Origin of the sequence: Shewanella morhuae (assembly GCF_003028295.1) — a bacterium.
GTDB lineage: Bacteria > Pseudomonadota > Gammaproteobacteria > Enterobacterales > Shewanellaceae > Shewanella > Shewanella morhuae.
The window spans coordinates 894,122-915,759 of record NZ_PYSG01000002.1 but is presented as its reverse complement, the minus strand read 5'-3'; the positions used below and the strand labels follow the sequence as shown (position 1 = coordinate 915,759).

At 44.3% G+C, this 21,638-nt stretch carries 14 protein-coding genes; 5 read left to right on the top strand and 9 right to left on the bottom strand.

Translation table 11 applies throughout. The annotated features are described in order from the left end of the window. Positions 1–279 precede the first annotated feature (279 nt). From C9I43_RS04510 to panP, 4 genes are all read left to right on the top strand, one after another. Entirely contained in the window at positions 280–1,272 is a 993-nt protein-coding gene (locus tag C9I43_RS04510) for a catalase family peroxidase (protein WP_107882371.1), read from the top strand. Between the two features lie 306 nt (positions 1,273–1,578). Next, on the top strand, positions 1,579–2,937 hold the full coding sequence (locus tag C9I43_RS04505) for a GntP family permease (RefSeq protein WP_107882369.1): 1,359 nt from the start codon (positions 1,579–1,581) through the stop codon (positions 2,935–2,937). A 282-nt stretch (positions 2,938–3,219) separates the two neighbouring features. Then, on the top strand, positions 3,220–4,413 hold the full coding sequence (locus tag C9I43_RS04500; protein WP_107882367.1) for a glycerate kinase: 1,194 nt from the start codon (positions 3,220–3,222) through the stop codon (positions 4,411–4,413). Positions 4,414–4,667: 254 nt separating this feature from the next. Continuing rightward, positions 4,668–6,317: a pyridoxal-dependent aspartate 1-decarboxylase PanP gene (panP, locus tag C9I43_RS04495; RefSeq protein WP_107882365.1), complete on the top strand. Its 1,650-nt coding sequence runs from the start codon at positions 4,668–4,670 to the stop codon at positions 6,315–6,317. A 1,034-nt stretch (positions 6,318–7,351) separates the two neighbouring features. Here panP and C9I43_RS04490 read toward each other — a convergent pair. Continuing rightward, complete coding sequence (locus tag C9I43_RS04490; RefSeq protein WP_107882363.1) at positions 7,352–9,442, bottom strand: DNA topoisomerase III; 2,091 nt, start codon at positions 9,440–9,442, stop codon at positions 7,352–7,354. A gap of 165 nt (positions 9,443–9,607) precedes the next feature. Between C9I43_RS04490 and C9I43_RS04485 the strand changes: the two genes are divergently transcribed. Further along, complete coding sequence (locus C9I43_RS04485; RefSeq protein ID WP_107882361.1) at positions 9,608–9,895, top strand: hypothetical protein; 288 nt, start codon at positions 9,608–9,610, stop codon at positions 9,893–9,895. A gap of 81 nt (positions 9,896–9,976) precedes the next feature. Here the strand turns inward: C9I43_RS04485 and purF are convergent, their stop codons facing one another. The 8 genes from purF to C9I43_RS04445 all read right to left on the bottom strand — a co-directional run bounded on the left by purF (position 9,977) and on the right by C9I43_RS04445 (position 21,493). Next, positions 9,977–11,491, bottom strand: coding sequence for an amidophosphoribosyltransferase (purF, locus tag C9I43_RS04480; RefSeq protein ID WP_076498150.1), 1,515 nt, complete (start codon positions 11,489–11,491; stop codon positions 9,977–9,979). Positions 11,492–11,757: 266 nt separating this feature from the next. Then, on the bottom strand, positions 11,758–12,246 hold the full coding sequence (locus C9I43_RS04475) for a CvpA family protein (protein WP_076498148.1): 489 nt from the start codon (positions 12,244–12,246) through the stop codon (positions 11,758–11,760). Positions 12,247–12,362: 116 nt separating this feature from the next. Continuing rightward, entirely contained in the window at positions 12,363–13,115 is a 753-nt protein-coding gene (dedD, locus tag C9I43_RS04470) for a cell division protein DedD (protein WP_107882359.1), read from the bottom strand. After that, positions 13,108–14,379, bottom strand: coding sequence for a bifunctional tetrahydrofolate synthase/dihydrofolate synthase (folC, locus tag C9I43_RS04465; RefSeq protein ID WP_107882357.1), 1,272 nt, complete (start codon positions 14,377–14,379; stop codon positions 13,108–13,110). The genes dedD and folC overlap by 8 nt, the downstream gene beginning before the upstream one ends. A gap of 70 nt (positions 14,380–14,449) precedes the next feature. Next, positions 14,450–15,235, bottom strand: a complete 786-nt coding sequence (truA, locus tag C9I43_RS04460; protein WP_107882355.1) for a tRNA pseudouridine(38-40) synthase TruA — start codon at positions 15,233–15,235, stop codon at positions 14,450–14,452. Between the two features lie 109 nt (positions 15,236–15,344). Next, positions 15,345–19,166 carry a FimV/HubP family polar landmark protein gene (locus C9I43_RS04455; RefSeq protein ID WP_107882353.1) on the bottom strand — a complete coding sequence of 1,274 codons (3,822 nt, stop codon included), beginning with the start codon at positions 19,164–19,166 and terminating at the stop codon, positions 15,345–15,347. 177 nt (positions 19,167–19,343) lie between these two features. Next, positions 19,344–20,360 (bottom strand): aspartate-semialdehyde dehydrogenase, encoded by a 1,017-nt coding sequence (locus tag C9I43_RS04450; RefSeq protein WP_076498138.1) that lies wholly within the window; start codon positions 20,358–20,360, stop codon positions 19,344–19,346. 2 nt (positions 20,361–20,362) lie between these two features. Then, positions 20,363–21,493 (bottom strand): 4-phosphoerythronate dehydrogenase, encoded by a 1,131-nt coding sequence (locus C9I43_RS04445; RefSeq protein ID WP_107882351.1) that lies wholly within the window; start codon positions 21,491–21,493, stop codon positions 20,363–20,365. Positions 21,494–21,638: the final 145 nt, after the last annotated feature.

Here is a 21,638-nt window from a genome sequence, read left to right as displayed (position 1 = left end):
ACAGGTTATTTTTCCCTTTATCTGCGTTAACTTTGCTACTAATAGCCCACTATTAGGTACGCAAACTTGCCTTGATAACGGAAAAACTACCTCTGTAGAGTTAATTTTTCGAATAAGGTAATAAGATTAATTCGTTACCACAGCCACTATCCCGAGTTCAGGTTAAATAATCTTTCTGATTTATTAAAAGATCAATTGAAAGATTTTTACCGTATTGCCTTTCTAATACTGCAATCAATGCTAAACATTATTTGACTCAACCCATTGAAAGGAATTGCAATGAACCCAATAAAACTCACTTTACTCGCTAAAGCATGCCTTATTACTGGCTTTGCTCTAACTTCCCCTACATTAATTGCTGCCGAAAAAACGATTCCAGAATTGGTTGATGCCGTTAATGGCACGCCCGATGCGGCAAGTCGAGAAGCGGGTAAAAAAGTCAAACTGCGTAATCACACTAAAGGGTTTTGCACCTCCGGTAGCTTTAAGCCCAATCCAAAACTACAAGACACGCTAACGATTCCATTTTTTAATCAAGATACGATTAAAGTAACGGCACGTTTCTCCCTCGGCGGCGCTAACCCAAAGATTTCAGACAAAACCCCGGGGCGCTTTATGTCGCTTAAGATTGATGGCGATAAAGAAAACCTGAATTTTGTGACGACCAATATTCCTGTATTCTTTGCCAGCAATCTTGACGAGTTTTTTACCTTTCAAACAAAAAGTAAACAAGGTGCAGAAGGTAAACAATGGCTTATTGATAATCAGCCACACGCCAAAGCCTTCTTCGATTTTGTTAAACAGTTGCCTCCTAGCCCAAGTTTTGCCAATAGCCCCTATTACGGTGTAAACAGTTTTCTATTTACGGCTAAAAATGGCGAGATCCAACCGGGACGTTGGATTTTTGAACCTGTTGCAGGCACAGCTGCACTAAGCACAGAAGAACTGGCCAATCTTAGCGATAATTTTTTACAAGCTGAATTACTCAAGCGTATTCAAACCCAGCCCGCACAATGGAATCTTTATATCCAGCTCGCCGAAAAAGGCGATGTGATTGATGATCCAATGGCTATCTGGCCACAAACCCGTCAACGCTTACTCGTCGGTCAAGTGATTATTAACGGCGAACGAGACAGCGATCCTCAAGTTCAGCAATGCGATAAAGGTATATTTAACCCAGTGTTACTGCCAAAAGGTATTACACCTTCGGCCGATCCCATTCTCAATGCGCGCACTCCCGCCTACGTAGAATCCCTTATTCGTCGCCTATAAGTACCAATAACCCTAAATCCCGATATTGAAGATTGGCAAATAAAAATATTTGCTAATCTTCTTCAACAAAATAAAATCAATTCCCTCCCAAATCCCCCCTCACTTTTGTGCATAAGCACAAAAATAAGTGATAATACAGCCGCAATTCCGTGGTTTTAGCCAAAGCTATTCAACAATACCTGCACAATAATAGGATGACTTTAAAGCAGCCCTTATTGGACTCAAGCCCAAATAAAAGCTGCGCCCTACAATATCGGTCAAGAAACTCACTCAAGAACTTCAGCCCAGAACTGAACGGGACATAATATGAACTTAGTGCTTATTCTCATCGGCGTGATTGCATTTATTGTTATCGCGACCTCAAAATTTAAACTACATCCTTTTTTAACCTTAATTCTAGCGGCTTTTATCGCCGCCTTTGCCTATGGTCTACCGAGTGGAGAGATTGCTAAAACCATTACTACCGGTTTTGGCGGAATCTTAGGTTATATTGGCCTAGTGATCGTCTTAGGGACGATTATTGGTATCATTCTAGAAAAAAGCGGCGCCGCCATCACCATGGCTGATGTGGTAATCAAAGTATTGGGTAAACGCTTCCCGACATTAACTATGTCGGTCATCGGCTACCTCGTCTCCATTCCAGTATTTTGTGACTCGGGTTTTGTTATTTTAAACTCACTGAAACAATCAATGGCGAACCGCATGAAGGTTTCTAGCGTCTCGATGAGCGTAGCCTTAGCCACAGGTCTGTACGCAACTCATACCTTTGTACCGCCAACGCCAGGCCCTATCGCAGCTGCAGGTAACTTAGGTCTAGAGTCTAATTTAGGCTTAGTGATTGGTGTCGGTCTATTTGTGGCCGCAGTAGCTACATTAGCAGGCATGTTATGGGCTAACCGGTTTGCTGGTGTTGAACCCGATGGTGAAGGGGCTGAGGAGCTAAAGGCGCAGGCAAGCGACTATGAAACCCTCAAAAAAAGCTACGGAACACTGCCAAGCCCAGTAAAAGCGTTTGCACCGATATTTATCCCTATTATATTGATTTGTTTAGGGTCTATCGCTAACTTCCCCTCAGCACCGCTAGGTAAAGAAGGCTTGTTTGATGCGTTAGTGTTCCTCGGTCAGCCGGTTAACGCTTTGATGATAGGCCTATTTTTATCGCTGTCGTTATTAAAAGGCGATAATAAAATCAGTGAATTTAGCGAGCGTATTAGCCAAGGCCTAGTAACCGCTGCACCGATTATTTTAATCACTGGTGCGGGCGGTGCCTTTGGCGCGGTATTAAAAGCGACCCCTATTGGTGATTTTTTAGGTACATCACTGTCGGCACTGGGCGTTGGTATCTTTATGCCCTTTATCGTTGCCGCAGCACTTAAATCAGCCCAAGGTTCATCGACTGTAGCATTGGTTGCAACCTCAGCATTAGTCGCGCCTATGCTCGGCGATATTGGCCTTGGCAGCGAGATGGGCCGAGTCTTAACAGTAATGGCCATTGGTGCAGGCGCCATGACGGTATCCCACGCCAACGACAGCTTCTTTTGGGTTGTCGCCCAGTTTAGCCGCATGAGTGTAAAACAAGCTTATAAAGCGCAAACTATGGCAACGCTTATCCAGGGTGTGACCGCCATGGTGACAGTGTATCTGTTAAGCCTAGTGCTGCTCTAATATGCTGTATTCTTTATTTAATACAATGTGATATTGATTTAATTGTATCCCTTGGGCGTAGACCGCGCCCAAGATATCTGTGTGTTATACGCCCTAATCATTGCAACACATTCATGCGCCACCGCTTTATATAAATCTATTTTATATAAATCTATTTTATATAAATCTATTTTATATAAACCTATGTTGGCACAGGGATGTTGTTGCCCCAAAAGTAAGTGGTATTGGGTAAAATGTTCAACATTAAGCCCTGCTTTATCCCATTTAGCTGTAGGATTTTTAATGAAAATAGTTATCGCCCCCGACTCATTTAAAGAAAGCTTAAGCGCGCTCGACGTAGCCAATGCTATTGAACAAGGCTTAAGACAAGTAATCCCAAACTGCGATATCATCAAAATTCCCGTTGCCGATGGCGGCGAAGGCACGGTGCAATCTATGGTTGATGCCACGGGTGGCAGCATTATTAGCCTAGAAGTCATGGGCCCACTTGGGCTAAAAGTACAGGCGCACTATGGCATTCTCGGTGATGCTTTAAATACCGGTTCAGCTTCTAGTACAAACTCGACTAACAAGTCGCATCATCATGGCGCGATTGCCGTGATTGAAATGGCCTCAGCGTCTGGCTTACATCATGTGCCAAGAGATCAACGTAATCCGCTGCTCACCACCAGTTATGGGACGGGTGAACTGATTTGTGATGCGCTTAATCGGGGGATAAAGCACATTATTTTAGGGCTTGGTGGCAGCGCCACCAACGATGGCGGCGCGGGAATGGCCCAAGCGCTGGATATTTTATTACTCGATAATCAAGGTAAAACCCTGCCTTCTGGCGGTGCAGCATTGGTAAATCTTGCAAAAATTGACGCTTCAAACGCACACCCACTACTACGTGAATGCAGCTTCGAAGTCGCTTGTGATGTTGATAATCCGCTGTGCGGCGAACGTGGTGCTTCGGCGATTTTTGGCCCGCAAAAAGGCGCAACCCCAGAAATGGTTAAGCAGCTCGATACCGCGCTCGCCCATTATGCCGATGTGATTGCCCGCAACGGCATGACAGATCACCGTGAACATGCCGGTGCTGGTGCTGCTGGCGGTATGGGCCTTGGCGTGATGGCTTTTTTACATGCCGAGCTTAAACCCGGCGTTGAAATTGTGATGCGAACCGTGGGGCTTGCCGATAAAATTCGCGGCGCCGATTTAGTCATCACAGGTGAAGGGCGTATTGATGGCCAAACTGTGTTTGGTAAAACGCCGATGGGCGTGTTAAAGCAAGCTAAACTTCAGGGCATTCCCACTATCGGCATTGCGGGTTGTCTAGGAGAAAATGCCAATGCCGTATTGGAACACGGTATGACAGCTATCTTCCCGATTATCCCGCACTTAAGCCCGCTTGATAATGTACTCGCCAATGCCAAACTAAACCTTTGTAATACTGCCCGCAATATTGGTGCGATACTGATGTTAGGACAGCGCTAATACTTGGGCTAATGCTTAAATTATTCCCTCATTTTGATGATTTAAATAATGGCGCCAATACGGCGCCTTTGCTTATGTTAAGCGGCAACTCTTTGGCTGCACAAAATTTTATTACTTGATGCCTAAAAGGCCTTGCAGTAAAGTGAGCTCCCTTTTTAGTATTCCGCTAGATTAATATGTTGAGAGTCACTAATTCGTTATACTCTTCAAGCAAATTTACGGTTTCACTATAAAAATCAATAGACGACAAGCCCATGACCCAAAAACTCCCTCGCCAAGCCACCGCATCTGAAGCAAGCCTGCTGCGCATTTTTACTGCGCCAGAAGATGCAGGATCAACGCTAAGTATTATCGAGCAGAAGCTTTCCGAGGACTTAGCCGGCTTTTTGGGTGACAGTATCGCCGCACTCGAAAAACCCTTGTCGGAAATTGAGACCGATTTTCAAGCTTTTGAAATTCCGAGTCAGCCACGTTTTGTATCCGATTACACCGACGAAATCATGCAAAATTTAGTGGCGCATTCAGTGCATACTGCAGCGCCAAGCTTTATCGGCCACATGACTTCAGCACTGCCCTACTTTGTATTACCACTGTCAAAAATGATGGTCGGACTCAATCAAAATCTGGTCAAAATCGAAACCTCTAAGGCATTTACGCCGCTTGAGCGCCAAGTGCTTGGCATGATGCACCATTTGATTTACGACCAAGATACGGATTTTTATCAAAGCTGGATGCACAGCGCCAATCATTCCCTCGGGGCATTTTGCTCCGGCGGCACAGTGGCCAACATCACTGCACTGTGGATTGCCCGCAATCAGTTACTGAAGGCCGATGGTGAGTTTAAAGGTGTCAGCCGCGAAGGTTTACTTAAAGCACTGCGCCATTATGGCTACGATGATTTAGCGATTTTAGTCTCGGAGCGAGGTCACTATTCGCTGGGAAAAGCCGTCGATCTACTTGGCATCGGCCGCGACAACATCATCAGCATTCCCACGGGCAGCGATAACAAGGTCGATGTAGCAAAAATGCGCCAAGCGGCCCTTGAACTTGCCAATAAAAACATCAAAGTGCTTGCCATTGTAGGTGTTGCTGGCACCACAGAAACCGGTAATGTTGACCCACTGACAGAGTTAGCAGAGCTAGCAAAAGAATTAAATTGCCATTTCCATGTAGATGCTGCTTGGGGCGGCGCAAGTTTATTATCTAATAAATACCGCCACTTACTCGCAGGCATTGAACTAGCTGACTCAGTCACCATTGATGCCCACAAACAAATGTACGTGCCCATGGGCGCAGGTATGGTGTTATTTAAAGACCCCGAGTTTGCCCATGCCATTGCCCATCATGCCGAATACATTCTGCGCCGTGGTTCAAAGGATCTCGGCAGCCAAACGCTGGAAGGTTCACGCCCCGGCATGGCGATGTTAGTGCACGCTTGCTTGCAAATCATCGGTCGTGATGGTTATGAAATTTTAATCAACAACAGCCTCGAAAAGGCCCGCTATTTTGCAGAACAAATCAAAGCTCGCGAGGATTTTGAGCTCGTCACAGAGCCAGAACTGTGTCTGCTGACCTATCGTTATGTCCCCGCCAGCATCCAAGCCGCCATGCAGCTAGCTTGCGAGCAAGCAGACACAACTAAACTCGCCCGCTTTAACGAGCTACTTGATGGCCTGACCCAGTTTATTCAAAAGCACCAACGCGAACAGGGTAAGTCCTTCGTCTCCCGCACCCGCATTCAGCCAGCACGCTATTTTAGACAAGCGACCGTGGTGTTTCGCGTAGTACTCGCAAACCCACTCACCAGCCATGACATACTCAATCAAGTGCTGGTTGAGCAAAGTGAAATCGCCACATTAGATAACGAGTTTCTACCCGCACTCTTGGCGATGGTTACCCAATAGCGAGTAGTGTAAAGTGAGTTTCAAAAAGCAAAAATAACGGTCCATTACATAACTGGGATGATTAACACTTGGCAACCGATATACGATTAAACACTTAACCTGTAACTCGTTTATACGCCCGAATTCAGCAACTTCAGTGTCATGCCGTGAAGCCATTCACGGCGGCTCTTCGATGACAGATATAAGCCCCGATTAATGGATACAATATGAAGAGTAAATCGATAAATATTGGAGGGATTACTGGCTTTAAAAAAGCTATCTATTTATTTTGATGACCATATGCACCTTATGCCACTCGTATTAAAGATCTGTTCATTCAGCGGGTGTTCAACGCGCTTTAGACAAGGCGAAAGCTGAAGACATATAGTGGTGATCGGTCAAAAGCCTTAAACGCAGTATAAAGCGTGTTGCCATGCCGTTAACATCAGCCGCCCTGCTGGAGCCACACAAGCATCTGAACTGATTAGATAGTTAATGTGATTGGTGCTGCCTGTGGGCGAATGGCATCAGGAAGCGACTATCCTTGAGAGTATTACTCATCCATTTTTAGCTAACAGTACACATATTCTTAAACAGAGTGTTTAAGTCGGCAAAGAGCCTTCAAAGCAATAATCAAAGGCGATAATGAACAAATACAGTCGAGTGTCGAAATTGCAGTCTTTGATCCAGAAAAAATTTTAAGTATTAGAGGATTACATCAATATGCTGATAATTACCTTTATCATATTTAAGTGTTAATTAAGATAGCACTGGCATGATGTGCTGGCTCTACACCAATTGAGTGATTTTGCCATTTTTACAGCAACTTATTTCCGTAAGAGTAAACCGTATTGGTTTACTCTTTTTTTGCCTATTATTAACGACTTTAAATAGTTAATTTTATGAGTTAATCGATAAACCCAAGCCACTTTGTATCTTACTATCAATGCAATACACTAACATTAATCGAATACACTAGCCTACATTACCCATTAATTATCAGCCGTTTACATGGATGGTTACTCTTGTATTATAACAAGTGACAATAATTAAGCTTATATGGCAAGCGGTTTGCGGGCACGGCTTTTAGTGCCTGAGTTTTTAGTCACTGAATTTTTAGCACCACTGGCTTTAGTTGCAGTTGTTTTTAACCCATTTGACGCTTTACGGTAAGTCGACTTGCGATAACCAGATTTACCACTCGTAGATTTACCATAACCTTGGCCCTTTAAGCCATTAAGCGCGGTAGGCAGCTGTGCCCCTGCATTTTGGATAAGGGTAAATAGTGTGTCGAGTAGTGGCTGCATAAAGGCTTGATAGGATGTTTCTTTACGGCAAATACTGTTCAAACTCGCCTCCCATAGTGCTGTCATATCAGGTGACGTTGCGCTGACGGGCAAACTGTTTATCAACCCTTTACCCACTTCAGTTGATACGATAGATTTGCCCAAACGTTGTAAAAAGCTGCGTTTAAACAGTAATTCAATAATACCCGCACGGGTGGCCTCTGTGCCTAAGCCATCGGTTTCTTTGAGAATTTTACGAATATTCGCATCGGTCACATAACGATTAATGCCTGTCATCGCGCCAAGTAAAGTTGCATCGGTAAAGGCTTTAGGCGGCTGAGTATTTTTCTCCAGCAGTTCACCTTGAGTGCAATGCAACACTTGTCCTAATGTTAAGGGCGGCAACTGACCGCTAAACTCATCATTGTCAGCATCGTCTGTGCTAGTGCTTTCATCCGCTGGCTTTTTTTCTATAGACTTATTGCCATGAGATTCTTGGCGGGCAAAGAGTTGCTTCCAACCTAACGATTTATCCTGCCGTGCTTTGGTATTAAATAATCCGCCCTCTATAGTGACTTGCACTGTAGTTTCACCGTAACAATAAGCGGGGTAAAACTGTGCTAGATATTGACGAGCAACGTGCAGATATAGCTGTTTTTCCCGCAGACTTAAACTCGATAAGTTAGCCGTTTTCTCTGTTGGCACTATCGCATGGTGAGCATCGACTTTTTTATCATCCCATGCTTTGGATTTAAGGCGATGATCTGGCGCGTCAACCTGTTGTAATAATTCAGCAGCTCCGCCACTAACCGCTTTTAATACTAAGGGGGCAAGGCTGTGTTGCTCTACGGGCAAATAACGGCTGTCGGAGCGCGGATAAGTGATCAGTTTATGGCGTTCATACAGACTCTGGCAGGTATCAAGTACATCCTTAGCGCTCATACCAAAACGTTTTGCAGCATCAATTTGTAACGCCGACAAACTATAAGGTAACGGTGGATATTGTTTTTTATCCTTAGACACTAGTTGCGTAATGACAGCAGACTTATCGTTAATCCGACTCACTACATTTTGCGCTAACCCTCTGGCTAACACTCGGCCTTCTTCATCCATATAAGGCAAACAAGCTTCACTGGGCCGCCATTTTGCGCTAAAGGTTTCTTGTTTTTGTGTCGCCAAATGCGCCAATACTTCATAAAAAGGTTTAGATTGAAAATTGGCTATCTCTTCATCGCGGCGCACCACCAACCCAAGCAAAGGAGTTTGTACTCGGCCAACAGATAACACCCCCTGATAACCGACCTTTTTACCTTGAATAGTGTAGGCGCGCGTCATGTTCATCCCATAGAGCCAGTCGGCACGGCTACGGGCAAGTGCTGAAGTCGATAACGGAATAAATTCACGGTTGCTGCGTAATTGTGTCAGTGCACGCTTTACTGCTTGTGGGTTTAAATCACTGATAAGTAGACGCTGGGTTTGATGCAATTTATCGCCCGTCACCCCAAGATAGGCAATTACTTCATCCACAAGTAACTGCCCCTCGCGGTCAGGATCGCCAGCATTAACTAGCGTATTGGCTTGTTTAACTAATCGTTTAAGCACTGTGAGCTGGCTACGAGTTGTGGCCTTAGGTTTCAATTGCCATTTATCGGGCACTATTGGTAAATGTTCGAATTTCCAAGATTTAAATTCAGGATTGTAGGCATCGGGCTCGGCTTGTTCTAGCAAGTGCCCCACGCACCAAGACACACAATCGCCATTGGCAGCTTCGATAAATCCATCGCCTTTTTTATGGGGTTTAGGCAATACATCGGCAATGGCCCGCCCTAGGCTAGGTTTCTCTGCGATATAAAGGATCATATAAACACCAAACACTGGATATAATTACAGTGTAATTTAGCCCAAACAGTCGCTAAGTGCAAATATCTATCCAACTCGCTCATTAAAAAGCCGGTTCAACTGTAAATTCAATTGCGAATAGTTCTCAATAGCAGCTAAGGTACAATGAATAAAATGGGAGTGATTATGAGACAGTTTGCTATACACGCACGAGAAAAGATAACGTTTAGCCCTACATTAACGTTAAGATTCAACCAACTACTGTTATTTCACAGTTTAATGTTACTCGCGATTAGCCTATTTGCTAGTCGATGGTTTGGACAGGTTAGCATTATCGATTTACCACTAGCATGGGGATTAATGTTACTGCTACCGATTGTGCTGGTTTTGTCGCTACTGCTAAGGCATCAAGTGACGCGTTATAGCTTGAACTACTTATTTGGTGTGTGGATGCTGCTATGGGTATTGGGATGAGAGTCATAAAAAAGCCAGTGAAATATCACTGGCTCCTGCTCTTTATACGCTAACGGTTCGCGCTCAAACGCTTATCTTTCTTTATGGATGACAGACGTTATGCAACTCTAAGTTAGTGCCCACATCCTTATTGCGATCCACTTTAGCATCATCATTACGCAAATGTGTTAAGTGATCTAAATACGCTTGATCAACATCATTAGTAATGTAATGGCCATCAAATACTGAGGTTTCAAAACGCTTAATCGCTGGATTTTCCATTCTTACTGCTTCAATTAAGTCAGGTAAATCCTGGAAAATAATGCCATCGGCACCGATTAATTTAGCAATTTCATCAACATCACGCCCATGGGCGATTAACTCATTTGATGTTGGCATGTCGATGCCGTAAACATTAGGGAAGCGAATTTCTGGAGCCGCAGAGGCGAAATACACTTTCTTAGCACCCGCTTCACGAGCCATTTCAATGATTTGCTCTGAGGTTGTGCCACGCACAATAGAGTCATCTACTAGCAGCACATTTTTACCGTAAAACTCGGTATTAATGGCATTGAGCTTACGGCGCACAGACTTCTTACGCTCCTGCTGACCCGGCATGATGAAAGTACGGCCAATATAACGGTTTTTTACAAATCCTTGGCGATACGGTAAACCCATGCAACGGGCAATTTCAAGGGCGGTATCACAAGAGGTTTCAGGAATAGGGATTACCACATCGATATCGTGATCGCACCATTCCTTCTTAATTTTCTCGCCAAGCTTAGCGCCCATATTAACGCGACTGGCATATACCGATACTTTGTCGATGGTCGAATCTGGACGGGCAAAATAAACAAACTCAAAGATACAAGGCGCATAGCTCGGATTAGCCGCACATTGACGAGTATAAAGCTCGCCATCAATAGACACATAAATCGCTTCACCCGGCGCCACATCACGCATCACTTCAAAGCCAACAGCATCGAGAGCAACACTTTCAGAGGCGACCATGTATTCGGTACCTGTTGGCGTTTCGTGCTTGCCTAACACCAAAGGACGAATACCGAATGGGTCACGAAACGCGACAAGGCCTTGGCCAATGATCATCGCCACTACCGCATAGGCACCACGAGCTTGCTGGTGCACGTTAGCAACCGCATCAAATACTTCTTCTGAGGTCAGGGTTAAGCTAGTGGTTTTTTGTAATTCATCAGCCAACAGGTTTAATAACACTTCAGAGTCTGAGGTGGTATTCACATGGCGACGTTTTTTGATCAGCCCTTCGGCTAATTCAACCGTGTTAGTTAAGTTGCCGTTGTGGGCTAAAGAGATCCCAAATGGCGAGTTAACATAAAAAGGCTGCGCCTCTGACGCACTTGAACTGCCCGCCGTTGGATAGCGCACATGGCCAATACCTGCATTACCTTGTAGGCGTTGCATGTGTTTGACTTCAAAAACGTCTTTGACTAAACCATTGGCTTTACGCAGCCTGAAAGCACCACGATCAATGGTCACAATACCTGCCGCATCCTGACCTCTGTGCTGCAGCACTGTCAGTGCATCATAAATGGTTTGATTAACCGATGATTGGCCAACTATTCCGACGATACCACACATGGATAAGCTTCCTCATTGTAAGATGTTCTATGCCTTTTATGCTGAAATATAAGCAGGTTATAAGATCATACTTTTACCTTTCGGTTTAAATACGACGTTATTTATCACTCAGGTATTCGGTCACGTTTCTGCTTATTCAAATAACAACATCGAGGTCATTATCTAAATGGCGTGTGTATGTAATAGGCATCAGCCCTTAAACATGCGTAACATAAATTCCCAAGCGACAGCGTTTTTCAGCATTTAGGATTAATTAATTTTATTTCTTATAGTTTGGGTACAAAGCTGGAGGTGTTTTCCAAATAGTTAAAAAACCATTGAATAACCACGCCAAATTCGGGCACTAGCACAGAGTCCTTCCACCACTGAGTGTTGGGTGAGCCTGTAAAAGCATCCATAAAAAACAGTAAAGCACTCACAATCAAGGCGCCGCGAATGGCACCGAAACAAAGGCCTAAAAGCCTGTCAGTGCCAGATAATCCGGTTTTAACAACCAGTTGTCCAAGAATGTAGTTAACTAGAGCGCCGAGCACTAAGGTAGTAATAAACAGAATGGCAATGGAAACGCCATTGCGCAGCATCTCATCACTCATTTGCGTTAAATGAACGGCAAGATCGAGGTAAAATTGGCTGGCAATAAAGAAAGCTGCAAACCATACCACTAACGACATGGCTTCTTTGGCAAATCCTCGGATCAGACTGATGAGAGTCGATAATCCGATGACGAATATGATAGCGTAATCAATCCAAACCATTGAGATGGCTTTCCGACATGGGCTTTAAGACGGCGCGATTCTACCAGAGACTGAAACGATTCTCACCCCCTAGTGAGGTAAATAAATCATTTTCAGTCTCGGGCGTGGTATCGCCATTAAGACTCTAAGGGGTTAAAAGGTATTATCCAGCCCTTAAGCCGTGTGAGGGTTTCGACCTCAATTTGTATTTTTTTCAGTTTTGCTTCGGACACATCTGGCCCAACAAAAACTTTAGTCAATACGCCATCCTTAGGTGTTGCTGGAATGGTGTAAGCTTTAAAACCATTCTTACGCAGTTGTGCGACTAAGGTTTTAACGTTAGCGGCATTATTAAAACCACCTAACTGTAAGGTAAAACCGCTTTTTATATTGTCACGACTAACAGTTTTAACTTCAGCCTCTTTTACCGTATTGACTTTAGGCGCTGCAACTTTTGGTTTTTCAACTTTAGCTTTTTCAACCTTTGCCACTGCGACCGGTTTGCTCTCAGACTTTTTAATCACTTCAGCTTTAACGGTTGCCTTAGGCGGCTCTTTTTTGACGTCAGCCTTTTTTATCTCGGGCTGGATTTCAGCCTTAGCATCTGGCTTAGAGGACTCTTTGACTGCAACCTCAAGCTGATTATCCGCATTAGCTTGAGCATCAGCTGCTAACGCAGGTTCATTTGAGCTAAGTTCACCATCAACTGATAAAACCTCAAACATATCGTCGGCTTTTTGCTGTTCAATTACAGTCGGACGTAAAGGGATCTCTGAAAATTGCTCTTCTTGATGATCTTTTTTACCATCTAAAATATCCGGCAAAAAAAGCACACCAAGCGCAACCAGCACCACAGTGCCAACTAAACGATTATGAAACTGGCTAGACAAAACGCACTTCCTGCTTAAATTGAGACTTAAAACCTGCCACAGTGTAAAAGGAGCCAAACACAATTACCACATCATCTGGGGTTATTTGCACTTTTAATGCAGACCAGGCAGCATCTATGTCTTCAAACTCAATCGCTTTGCTATCTGCTGCTAAGGTTTGACGCAACTGAGCCGCACTTGCACCGCGCTCACCTTTCAGACTCACTAAGCACCATGTGTCAACCAAAGGTTCAATCACCGACAGCACGCCAGCAATATCTTTATCTTTAAGCATGCCGCATAGCGCAAATACGCGCTTCCCTGCAACTATCGGCTGTAACTGTTGCACTAAAAATCGAGCCGCATGGGGATTATGGGCGACATCAAGCAGCACTAAAGGTTGTTCACTCACTCGCTCTAATCGACCGGTTAAACGAGCCGTACTAATACCTTTATCGATAATATCCGCCGTAATATAAGGCCAACCATGTTCAATCACCGCCAGTACCGTTGCCGCATTAGGCAAGGGTAAGGTCGGTAATGTTAGGTGATTAAGCTGCCTTATTTGCCCCGAAAACTCCCATGAGTCACCATGATTTTGATAACTAAATTCATGACCAACACGGTATAAATGTGCGCCGACTTCGTTAGCAACATCATTAACGCTGCATGGCAGGTTGGGTTCACCTACGATAGCGGGTTTACCAGCGCGGAAAATCCCCGCCTTTTCACGGCCCACAAGTTCACGGGTATTACCAAGATAACCTTCGTGATCTAAATCCACTGAAGTGACCACACTAATATCGGCATCAATAATGTTAGTGGCATCTAAACGTCCTCCTAAACCCACTTCTAGAATCACTACATCAAGCTTTGCGGCTTTAAAAAGGATTAATCCCGCCAGCGTAGCGTATTCAAAAAAGGTCAGAGAGATCTCGGCGCGCGCCGCTTCAATTTGCTCAAAGGCCGCAACAAAAGCACGGTCTTGCGCATCTTCGCCATTGATACGCACTCGCTCGTTATACTTGAGCATATGCGGTGAGCTGTACACACCCACAGTCAAACCCGATAAGCGCAAAATTTGTTCTAACATAGCGCAAGTGGTGCCTTTACCATTTGTACCAGCCACAGTAACCACTTTAGTTTGGCCAAGTGTCAGTAGATCTAAGCGGCGCGCCACTTGTGAAACACGGCTTAACCCCATGTCTATTTCAGTGGGATGAATGGATAACAAATAGTCAAGCCACTGATTAATCTCTGCATTTGACGCTGGTACTGTTAGCATATCGGTACATCCTCGTATTCGATGTCTTACAATCTATTGAAATAAAGCCTGAGTATTATAAACGGTAATTTTAGTCCAACATAAACAGCGGCCCAAGAGCCAATTTGGGTAACTGGTACTGCTCTGGATACGTCACATCAACTAAATAAAGCCCGTTGGGTTTTGCCGTTGCTGCCGCTTGTTTTCTATCCTTTAGCGCTAACAGCTCTGTCATCCACGTTAAAGGCTGATTACCTAAACCAATTTCTAATAACGAACCCACAATGTTACGCACCATGTGGTGCAAAAAGGCATTAGCAGCAATATCAACAATCACATACATACCTTGGCGAGTCACATTTACGCAATGCACATTGCGAAATGGCGTTTTAGATTGACACTGCATAGCACGGAAACTGGTAAAATCATGTTCACCGAGTAATAACTGCGCCGCTTGATGCATTTTGTTAGCATCGATATCACCGTGATAATGACTGACGCCGTGACGTAAAATTCCTGGGCGAAATTGATGATTATAAATTACATAACGGTAGCGACGAGCCGTGGCGGAAAAACGAGCATGGAAGCTATCATCCACCTCTTTCACCCAGCGCACAGCAATATCATCAGGCAGATTAGCATTCACCCCGAGGGTCCATGCGCTTTCGTTACGAATTGCATTTGTTTCAAAATGCACCACTTGGCCAGTGGCATGAACCCCCGCATCGGTACGACCAGCACAAAGTACGCCAATGGGCTCGTTGGCCACTATCGATAACGCACGTTCTAATTGCGTTTGTACTGAATCGACGTCTATTTGGCGTTGCCAGCCAAAATAGCCCTTACCGTCATATTCAATACCTAATGCAATCCGCATTCACTTATCCTCACTTGTGACTATTATTTAGCGGCGCATTTTATCACAGCATTAACTAAAAAAAACGGCGCTGTTAGCGCCGTTTAATCAAAACTGAAAGGTGACCGCTTTAGCTGATATTCTTCAGTAAGCGTTGCGCTTCTTCTTGCTGACGCGCATTACCATCAATATTGACTTCTTTTAGCAAGGCTTTGGCGCTATCACTATCGTCAATTTCAATATATGCACGGGCTAAATCAAGTTTGGCATTGACTGAATTTTCCTCGTCATCAACATCAATCATCGCCGCATCACCGATTAAAGCATTTACGTCACTCATTTCAACGTCAATTTCTGAATACTGATCGGTATCACCCTCTTCATTGGCATCATTTAACAACTTATCGATATCAATAAAACCATTTTCATTTTGGAAGTGAGTTAAATCGTGCTCAGGCACAAACCTCTGCTGTGCTTTACGCGACTCTTGGGCATCAAGCGCAGCCAAGGCTTCATCAACGGTGAGATTATGATCATCAATGAGAGAAAAGCTGTCTTCCGACGTCAATACGTCTTCATCTTCATCAAAATCTGCATTAGCAGTAAAGGCGGCGAGCACATTATCGTCACTTAAATCAAACCCTTGCTCAAAATCTAGTTCATCCACATCTTCTTGAGTATCGAGTTTAACATCTTCACTAAAATCAAGATCGTTCCGTGTCGCCTTGATGGGTTTATCTTGAGCTGCATGAATGAAATCGGTGTTAGGCTCAACATTATTGCCATCAGTTGCGGTGCTAGTTTGAGGCGTGATAGGGTTTGCTTTAGGGGCAAAATCAAGCTCTGAATCCCAATCGAGTACATGGGGATCTGCGCTCTTATTGGCTTTTAAATCATTAAAAAATGATGATTCTTTCTCTTTGGTGCTTAATGCTGCGGCCGTTGCTGCTGCCACCCCAGCCGTTGTTAAATTGACTTGAGGTTCATCATCAAGCTCAAACGTATCGTCAGTACCATTTGGGTCGTGACCTGCACCAACACCTTTAAGTAAATCATTAGCATCATCGGTGTCAGTAGACTCTATTGCTGCGGTTTCGATATCAAAATTAATTTCGTCGGCATCGGCCTCTGACTGTTCAGGTAAATCAAACTGAGCTAAAAGCGCATCTAAATCTTCTTCATTGGTTAAGTCTTCTGGCAACGAAGCTTGCAACTCTGCAGTAATGGCTGCATTGATGTCGCTACCAGTACTATCTTGTGAATCATTTTGAGGTTCTGCAGTGGCATCAAGCTCAACCTCAGGTTTTGTCTCAAAACTGGCCAATAAGGAGTCAATGTCATCGGTATCGTCAACACCTAGCTCATCAATGTCTGCGTCTAACTCAGCGGCAATTTCAGCGCTAATATTGGGTTCTGCGACTTCGGGTTCAGATCCTGATACAGATGTTGGTTTGTCAAAATCTGCCAACAAAGCATCAATATCATCACTATTACCAACGTCTAAGTCATCAAACTCTGCGTCTAACTCAGCAGCAATTTCGGCGCTAAGATCGGATTCTACGACTGCGGCTGTAGATTCAGAAGCGGGCGCCGGTTTATCGAAACCTGCCAATAAAGCATCAATATCATCGCTATTATCAACGTCTAAGTCATCAAGCTCAGCATCTAACTCAGCGGCAATTTCGGCGCTAAGATCGGATTCTACGACTGTGGCTGTAGATTCAGAAGCGGGCGCCGGTTTATCGAAACTTGCCAATAAGGCATCAATATCAGCGCTATTATCAACGTCTAAGTCATCAAGCTCAGCGTCTAACTCAGCGGCAATTTCAGCGCTAAGATCAGGTCTTGTAACTTCTGGTCCAGATTCTGGTGCAGGTGTCGGTTTATCAAAATCTGCCAATAAGGCATCGATATCATCATTATTATCAATGTCTAAGTTATCAAGCTCTGCGTCTAACTCGGCAGCAATTTCGGCGCTAAGATCAGGTTCTGCGACTTCAGCTGTAGATTCAGAAGCGGGTGTAGGTTTATCAAAACCTGCCAACAAGGCATCAATATCATCAACGTCTAAGCCATCAACGTCTAAGTCATCAAGCTCGGCGTCTAACTCATCGGCAATTTCGGCGCTAAGATCGGGCTCAGTAACTGCTGATTCAGATTCTGGTGCAGGTGTCGGTTTATCAAAACCTGCGAGTAGAGCAGCGATATCGTCATTAGAATCCGTAATCGCATCATCTAATTCAACCGATTCAACTGATGAATCAGATAATGCGTCGCTAAGATCATCAGCCGCCACAGATTCGGGAGTAGTTTTTGCTACTGGCGCACTAAACTCGGCAAGCAAAGCATCAAGATCGTCAGTATCTGCTGTCGACGCCTTGGCAGGTTCAGCCGCATCAATCTCAACAGCGTTGTTTTTCTCAAAGCCAACGTCATTCGTTTGCGCCAAATCATTGCCAAAGTTACGCTCTAACTCACTAAAATCGTCATTCTCATTTGAGGTTTCTTCAAAATCTAGACCGGCTAATAGCGCATCAAGATCAGCTTCCTCAATGATATTGTCAGATTTAGGCTTATTCTCTGGGATACCTTCTTCCTGATCCCCCATGGCTTCTGCCCATAGATCATCTAAAGATTGGCCTTCTTCCTCAACATCAGATCCAACAGCAACACTCTGATCAATAAACATCTCAGAGGCCATATCCATTTGGTCACTCGCATCAGAGAGATCGTGTTCTGGTTGTAAATCTACACTTCCCATATCGAGTAAACTGTCGATAGAATCAATAGGATCACGGTCTAAATGAACCGCCATATCACCTAAATCGTCATTATCCATACTCAGAGTCGTAGCCGTAGCCGTAGCACCAGCAGCCATAGTCGCTTGCTGCGCCTGCATCTCGCGACGTTCTTTATTCCGTTTGCGACGTAATAACCAAAACACTCCTAGCAATAAAAACAAAGCAGGTATAACCGCCGCCGCAACCATTAACATCGGGTTATTAAGGAAGTTACGCCACAGGTCGTCAGGCTCTGCCGCTGTATCTGTATCAGCTTCTGTGGTTATTGGCTCGGATATTTGAGTCGCTTCAATCTCTGTTTTTAACGCTTGGTTTTGTAATTTACTGGCTTGTAGCGTTTCTTCTAGTACAGCAATGCGTTGATTTAACTCTTCAACTTTCACTTTTAATGCTTCTACATCAGCAGTGCGTACAGAGAGTTGATCTTGCGTTCTGGCTAATTCATCGGTTAAGGACAGGTTTTTACTCTCAGCTGCCTCTAACCGTGTAGTGATATCGGAACTCACCATTTCAGGCGTAGATTGAGTCTGTGTATTAGTCACAGCTGCTGACGTAGTGGCTTTATCGGCTGCAGGTACTGATGCTACGGCAGTTTCAATTGGTGCCACTGCTGGTGCTTCTACCGCAGGAGCTGGAGGTGTCGATGCTTTTTCTGCGAGCACTGTGGATGCTACTGCCGGCGCGATTACAGGCACTTGAGGCGTCATCTTCGGTGTCGGTTTCGCAGTATTTTTTGCCGCGCTGCGGGAAGGTTTATCGCTTTGTTCAGCTCTAGCTATCGCAATACGATTAGGAATAGATTGCATGACATCTTTAGACGGAACGAGCAAGATCATGCCGCGTTCTAAACTGTTGTAACTAGCAGAATTAAAAGCATGGGGGTTGGCATCGTATAACGCGGCCATTACTTGGTAAATACTGACACTGGCATCTGGGCGGACTTTTTGCGCTATGCTCCAAAAAGTGTCTTTAGATGTCGTAGGGCCGTATTGATGATTAACTTGACGAATTTGTCCATCTGGACCCATTATTTTTAAAGGTTTTAATCTTGGTGTGTCTGCTGCAATGGCGGGATCAACAAAATAAGTAATGGAAGAAACGGCTAAAACAGTGGCAACTAGACCCACAAGATACGAAGTGCGAAATGTCATCAATCCTTCCCTTTGAAGCGCTATAAAGTTATCTCTCTGATAACAGGCTTTAGGCAATTGTATTTATTGAGATTACTATAAACCAGAAATCCCTGCCCTGCTACTGTTCACAATTGTAAAACAAAAAAAGCCTGCTGACTGCAGGCTTTTTCAATGGGCATCATTACTTTATCAAACTTAGTAGTAATCTCTCACTAAGATCTCGGCAATTTGCACACTATTTAAGGCTGCGCCCTTACGAATATTGTCAGACACCACCCACAGGTTAATACCGTGAGAATGGGAAATATCCTTACGAATACGGCCAACATAAACGGGATCAGTGCCAGCACCATCAGTCACGGCCGTAGGATAATCGTCATCAGACTCAAACAATACCACGCCATCGGCATTACGCAGTAACGCTTTAACGTCTTCTGCATCGACAGGTTGGCGTGTTTCGATATTAATCGCTTCAGAGTGACCATAAAATACCGGAACACGTACAGCGGTCGCATTGACTAATATCTCATCGTCGCCGAAAATCTTTTGGGTTTCCCAAACCATTTTCATTTCTTCTTTGGTATAGCCATTATCCATAAATTTATCGATTTGTGGCAATACGTTAAAAGCAATTTGCTTAGGATAAACCTCCGCTTCCGCTGGTAAGCCTTGCAATAGTTTAGTGCACTGATGTACTAGTTCTTCAATCGCTTTTTTGCCCGTACCAGATACCGACTGGTAAGTAGCTACGTTGATGCGCGTAATACCATAAGCATCATAAATCGGTTTCAGCGCCACCAGCATTTGGATGGTCGAACAATTGGGATTGGCGATAATATTGCGATTACGGAAATCGGCAATCGCGTGCGGGTTAACTTCGGGTATGACTAAAGGAACATCGATGTCGTATCTAAAGTGTGAAGTGTTATCAATCACAACACAGCCAGCTTCGGCAGCAATCGGTGCCCATTTGGCAGAAACATCACCGCCTGCTGAGAAAAAACCAATTTGGGCTTGGGTCCAATCGAAGGTTTCTACGTCGAGAATGGTAATTTGTTTGCCATGAAAACTGACCGTTTCACCAGCGCTGCGGCTACTAGCTAAAGGGTACAAATTAGCAATCGGGAAATTACGCTCTTCGAGGATCTCAATCATAGTTTGACCCACTGCGCCCGATGCACCTAAAACGACAACATTAAATTCCTGTGACATGGTTACTTACCGACTCCTGAAAAACCTAAATTGGACAACCAATCTACATCAGATAGGTTGTTATAAGCCAGTGCCAACGCACTAAATTCGCGTCTATGTAGGTGATTTTTTCTCATAGTGTCAAAGCCATTCTGATTTAAGAATGTATTTCTGAAGATTTGGTCGTCGTCGCGCAAATCATAAACAAAGCGCGCAAGTTGCAATAGCGCTTTTTCATTCGGCGCAGTCATAAACTCGACTTCTTTAATATTAAATGTCGGTAATAAATCTAAAAGGTTTTTATCCGCGGGAAGATTAAGTAACTGACACAGTTTTTGATAAAGCATAAAAGTACCGCGCGCCTTACCCTCTAAGCTATAGCCGGCAATATGCGGTGTGGCGAACTCTGCAAGCGCTACCAGCTCTGGCAAGGGTTTGGGTTCCCCTTCCCACACATCGAGCACTAACTTAAGGTCAGCACGTTTTTGCTTAACCTTAATCAGCGCTTGATTATCAATCACATCACCACGGCAGCAGTTGATTAGCCACGTATTTTGCTTGAGCGCGCTTAAACGTGCCTCGTCAAATAAATGCTTAGTCTTATGCTCACCCGTGCGCGTAATGGGCACATGTAAACTGATAATGTCAGCCTGCGCCATGATGGTATCTAAACTAACAAAACTGCGTGAGTCACCCTCAGCGGCTTTAATGGGGTCATTAAGTAACACTTTAATACCATAGGCTTGCAAACATTTTGCCGTTGCAGTGCCGGTATTACCCGCACCGACGATACCGACCACTTTCCCTTTCAGTGGTGAGTTAACACGTTGCGCTAATTCCAACATAGCGATAAACGCAAACTCTCCGACCGCGGTGGCATTACAACCCGGCGCATTAGAAAAGGGAATATTGTGCTTTGCAAGGTAAGCTAAATCGACATGATCAGTGCCTATGGTGGCACTACCCACAAATTTAAGTCGATGATTACCCGCAAGTAACTCCGCATTAACGTTAGTTATCGAGCGCACTAGCAACACATCGGCATCGTGTACTTGCGCAGACGTTAAACTGCGACCATTGAACGGAATAACCTCACCCATATCGCTAAAGAGCGGTATAACATAGGGCATATTTTCATCGACTAAAATATTCATAGGCACCTGATTTTAAAAATGTGGAAAAGAAGGCATCAAGATGCTCGGCATTCTAACAAGACTTAAGCGATAAATCCTTGTCGGTGCAATAGGTTCGCGAAAAACACCAACAAAAAAGGAAGCCGAAGCTTCCTTTTTATACTGC

Coding starts and splice junctions, on each gene's coding strand:
- C9I43_RS04455 (WP_107882353.1), bottom strand. CDS start 19,166: ATGACATTTCGCACTTCGTATCTTGTGGGTCTAGTTGCCACTGTTTTA.
- C9I43_RS04510 (WP_107882371.1), top strand. CDS start 280: ATGAACCCAATAAAACTCACTTTACTCGCTAAAGCATGCCTTATTACT.
- truA (WP_107882355.1), bottom strand. CDS start 15,235: ATGCGGATTGCATTAGGTATTGAATATGACGGTAAGGGCTATTTTGGC.
- C9I43_RS04485 (WP_107882361.1), top strand. CDS start 9,608: ATGAGACAGTTTGCTATACACGCACGAGAAAAGATAACGTTTAGCCCT.
- purF (WP_076498150.1), bottom strand. CDS start 11,491: ATGTGTGGTATCGTCGGAATAGTTGGCCAATCATCGGTTAATCAAACC.
- C9I43_RS04475 (WP_076498148.1), bottom strand. CDS start 12,246: ATGGTTTGGATTGATTACGCTATCATATTCGTCATCGGATTATCGACT.
- panP (WP_107882365.1), top strand. CDS start 4,668: ATGACCCAAAAACTCCCTCGCCAAGCCACCGCATCTGAAGCAAGCCTG.
- folC (WP_107882357.1), bottom strand. CDS start 14,379: ATGCTAACAGTACCAGCGTCAAATGCAGAGATTAATCAGTGGCTTGAC.
- C9I43_RS04490 (WP_107882363.1), bottom strand. CDS start 9,442: ATGATCCTTTATATCGCAGAGAAACCTAGCCTAGGGCGGGCCATTGCC.
- C9I43_RS04505 (WP_107882369.1), top strand. CDS start 1,579: ATGAACTTAGTGCTTATTCTCATCGGCGTGATTGCATTTATTGTTATC.
- C9I43_RS04500 (WP_107882367.1), top strand. CDS start 3,220: ATGAAAATAGTTATCGCCCCCGACTCATTTAAAGAAAGCTTAAGCGCG.
- C9I43_RS04450 (WP_076498138.1), bottom strand. CDS start 20,360: ATGTCACAGGAATTTAATGTTGTCGTTTTAGGTGCATCGGGCGCAGTG.
- C9I43_RS04445 (WP_107882351.1), bottom strand. CDS start 21,493: ATGAATATTTTAGTCGATGAAAATATGCCCTATGTTATACCGCTCTTT.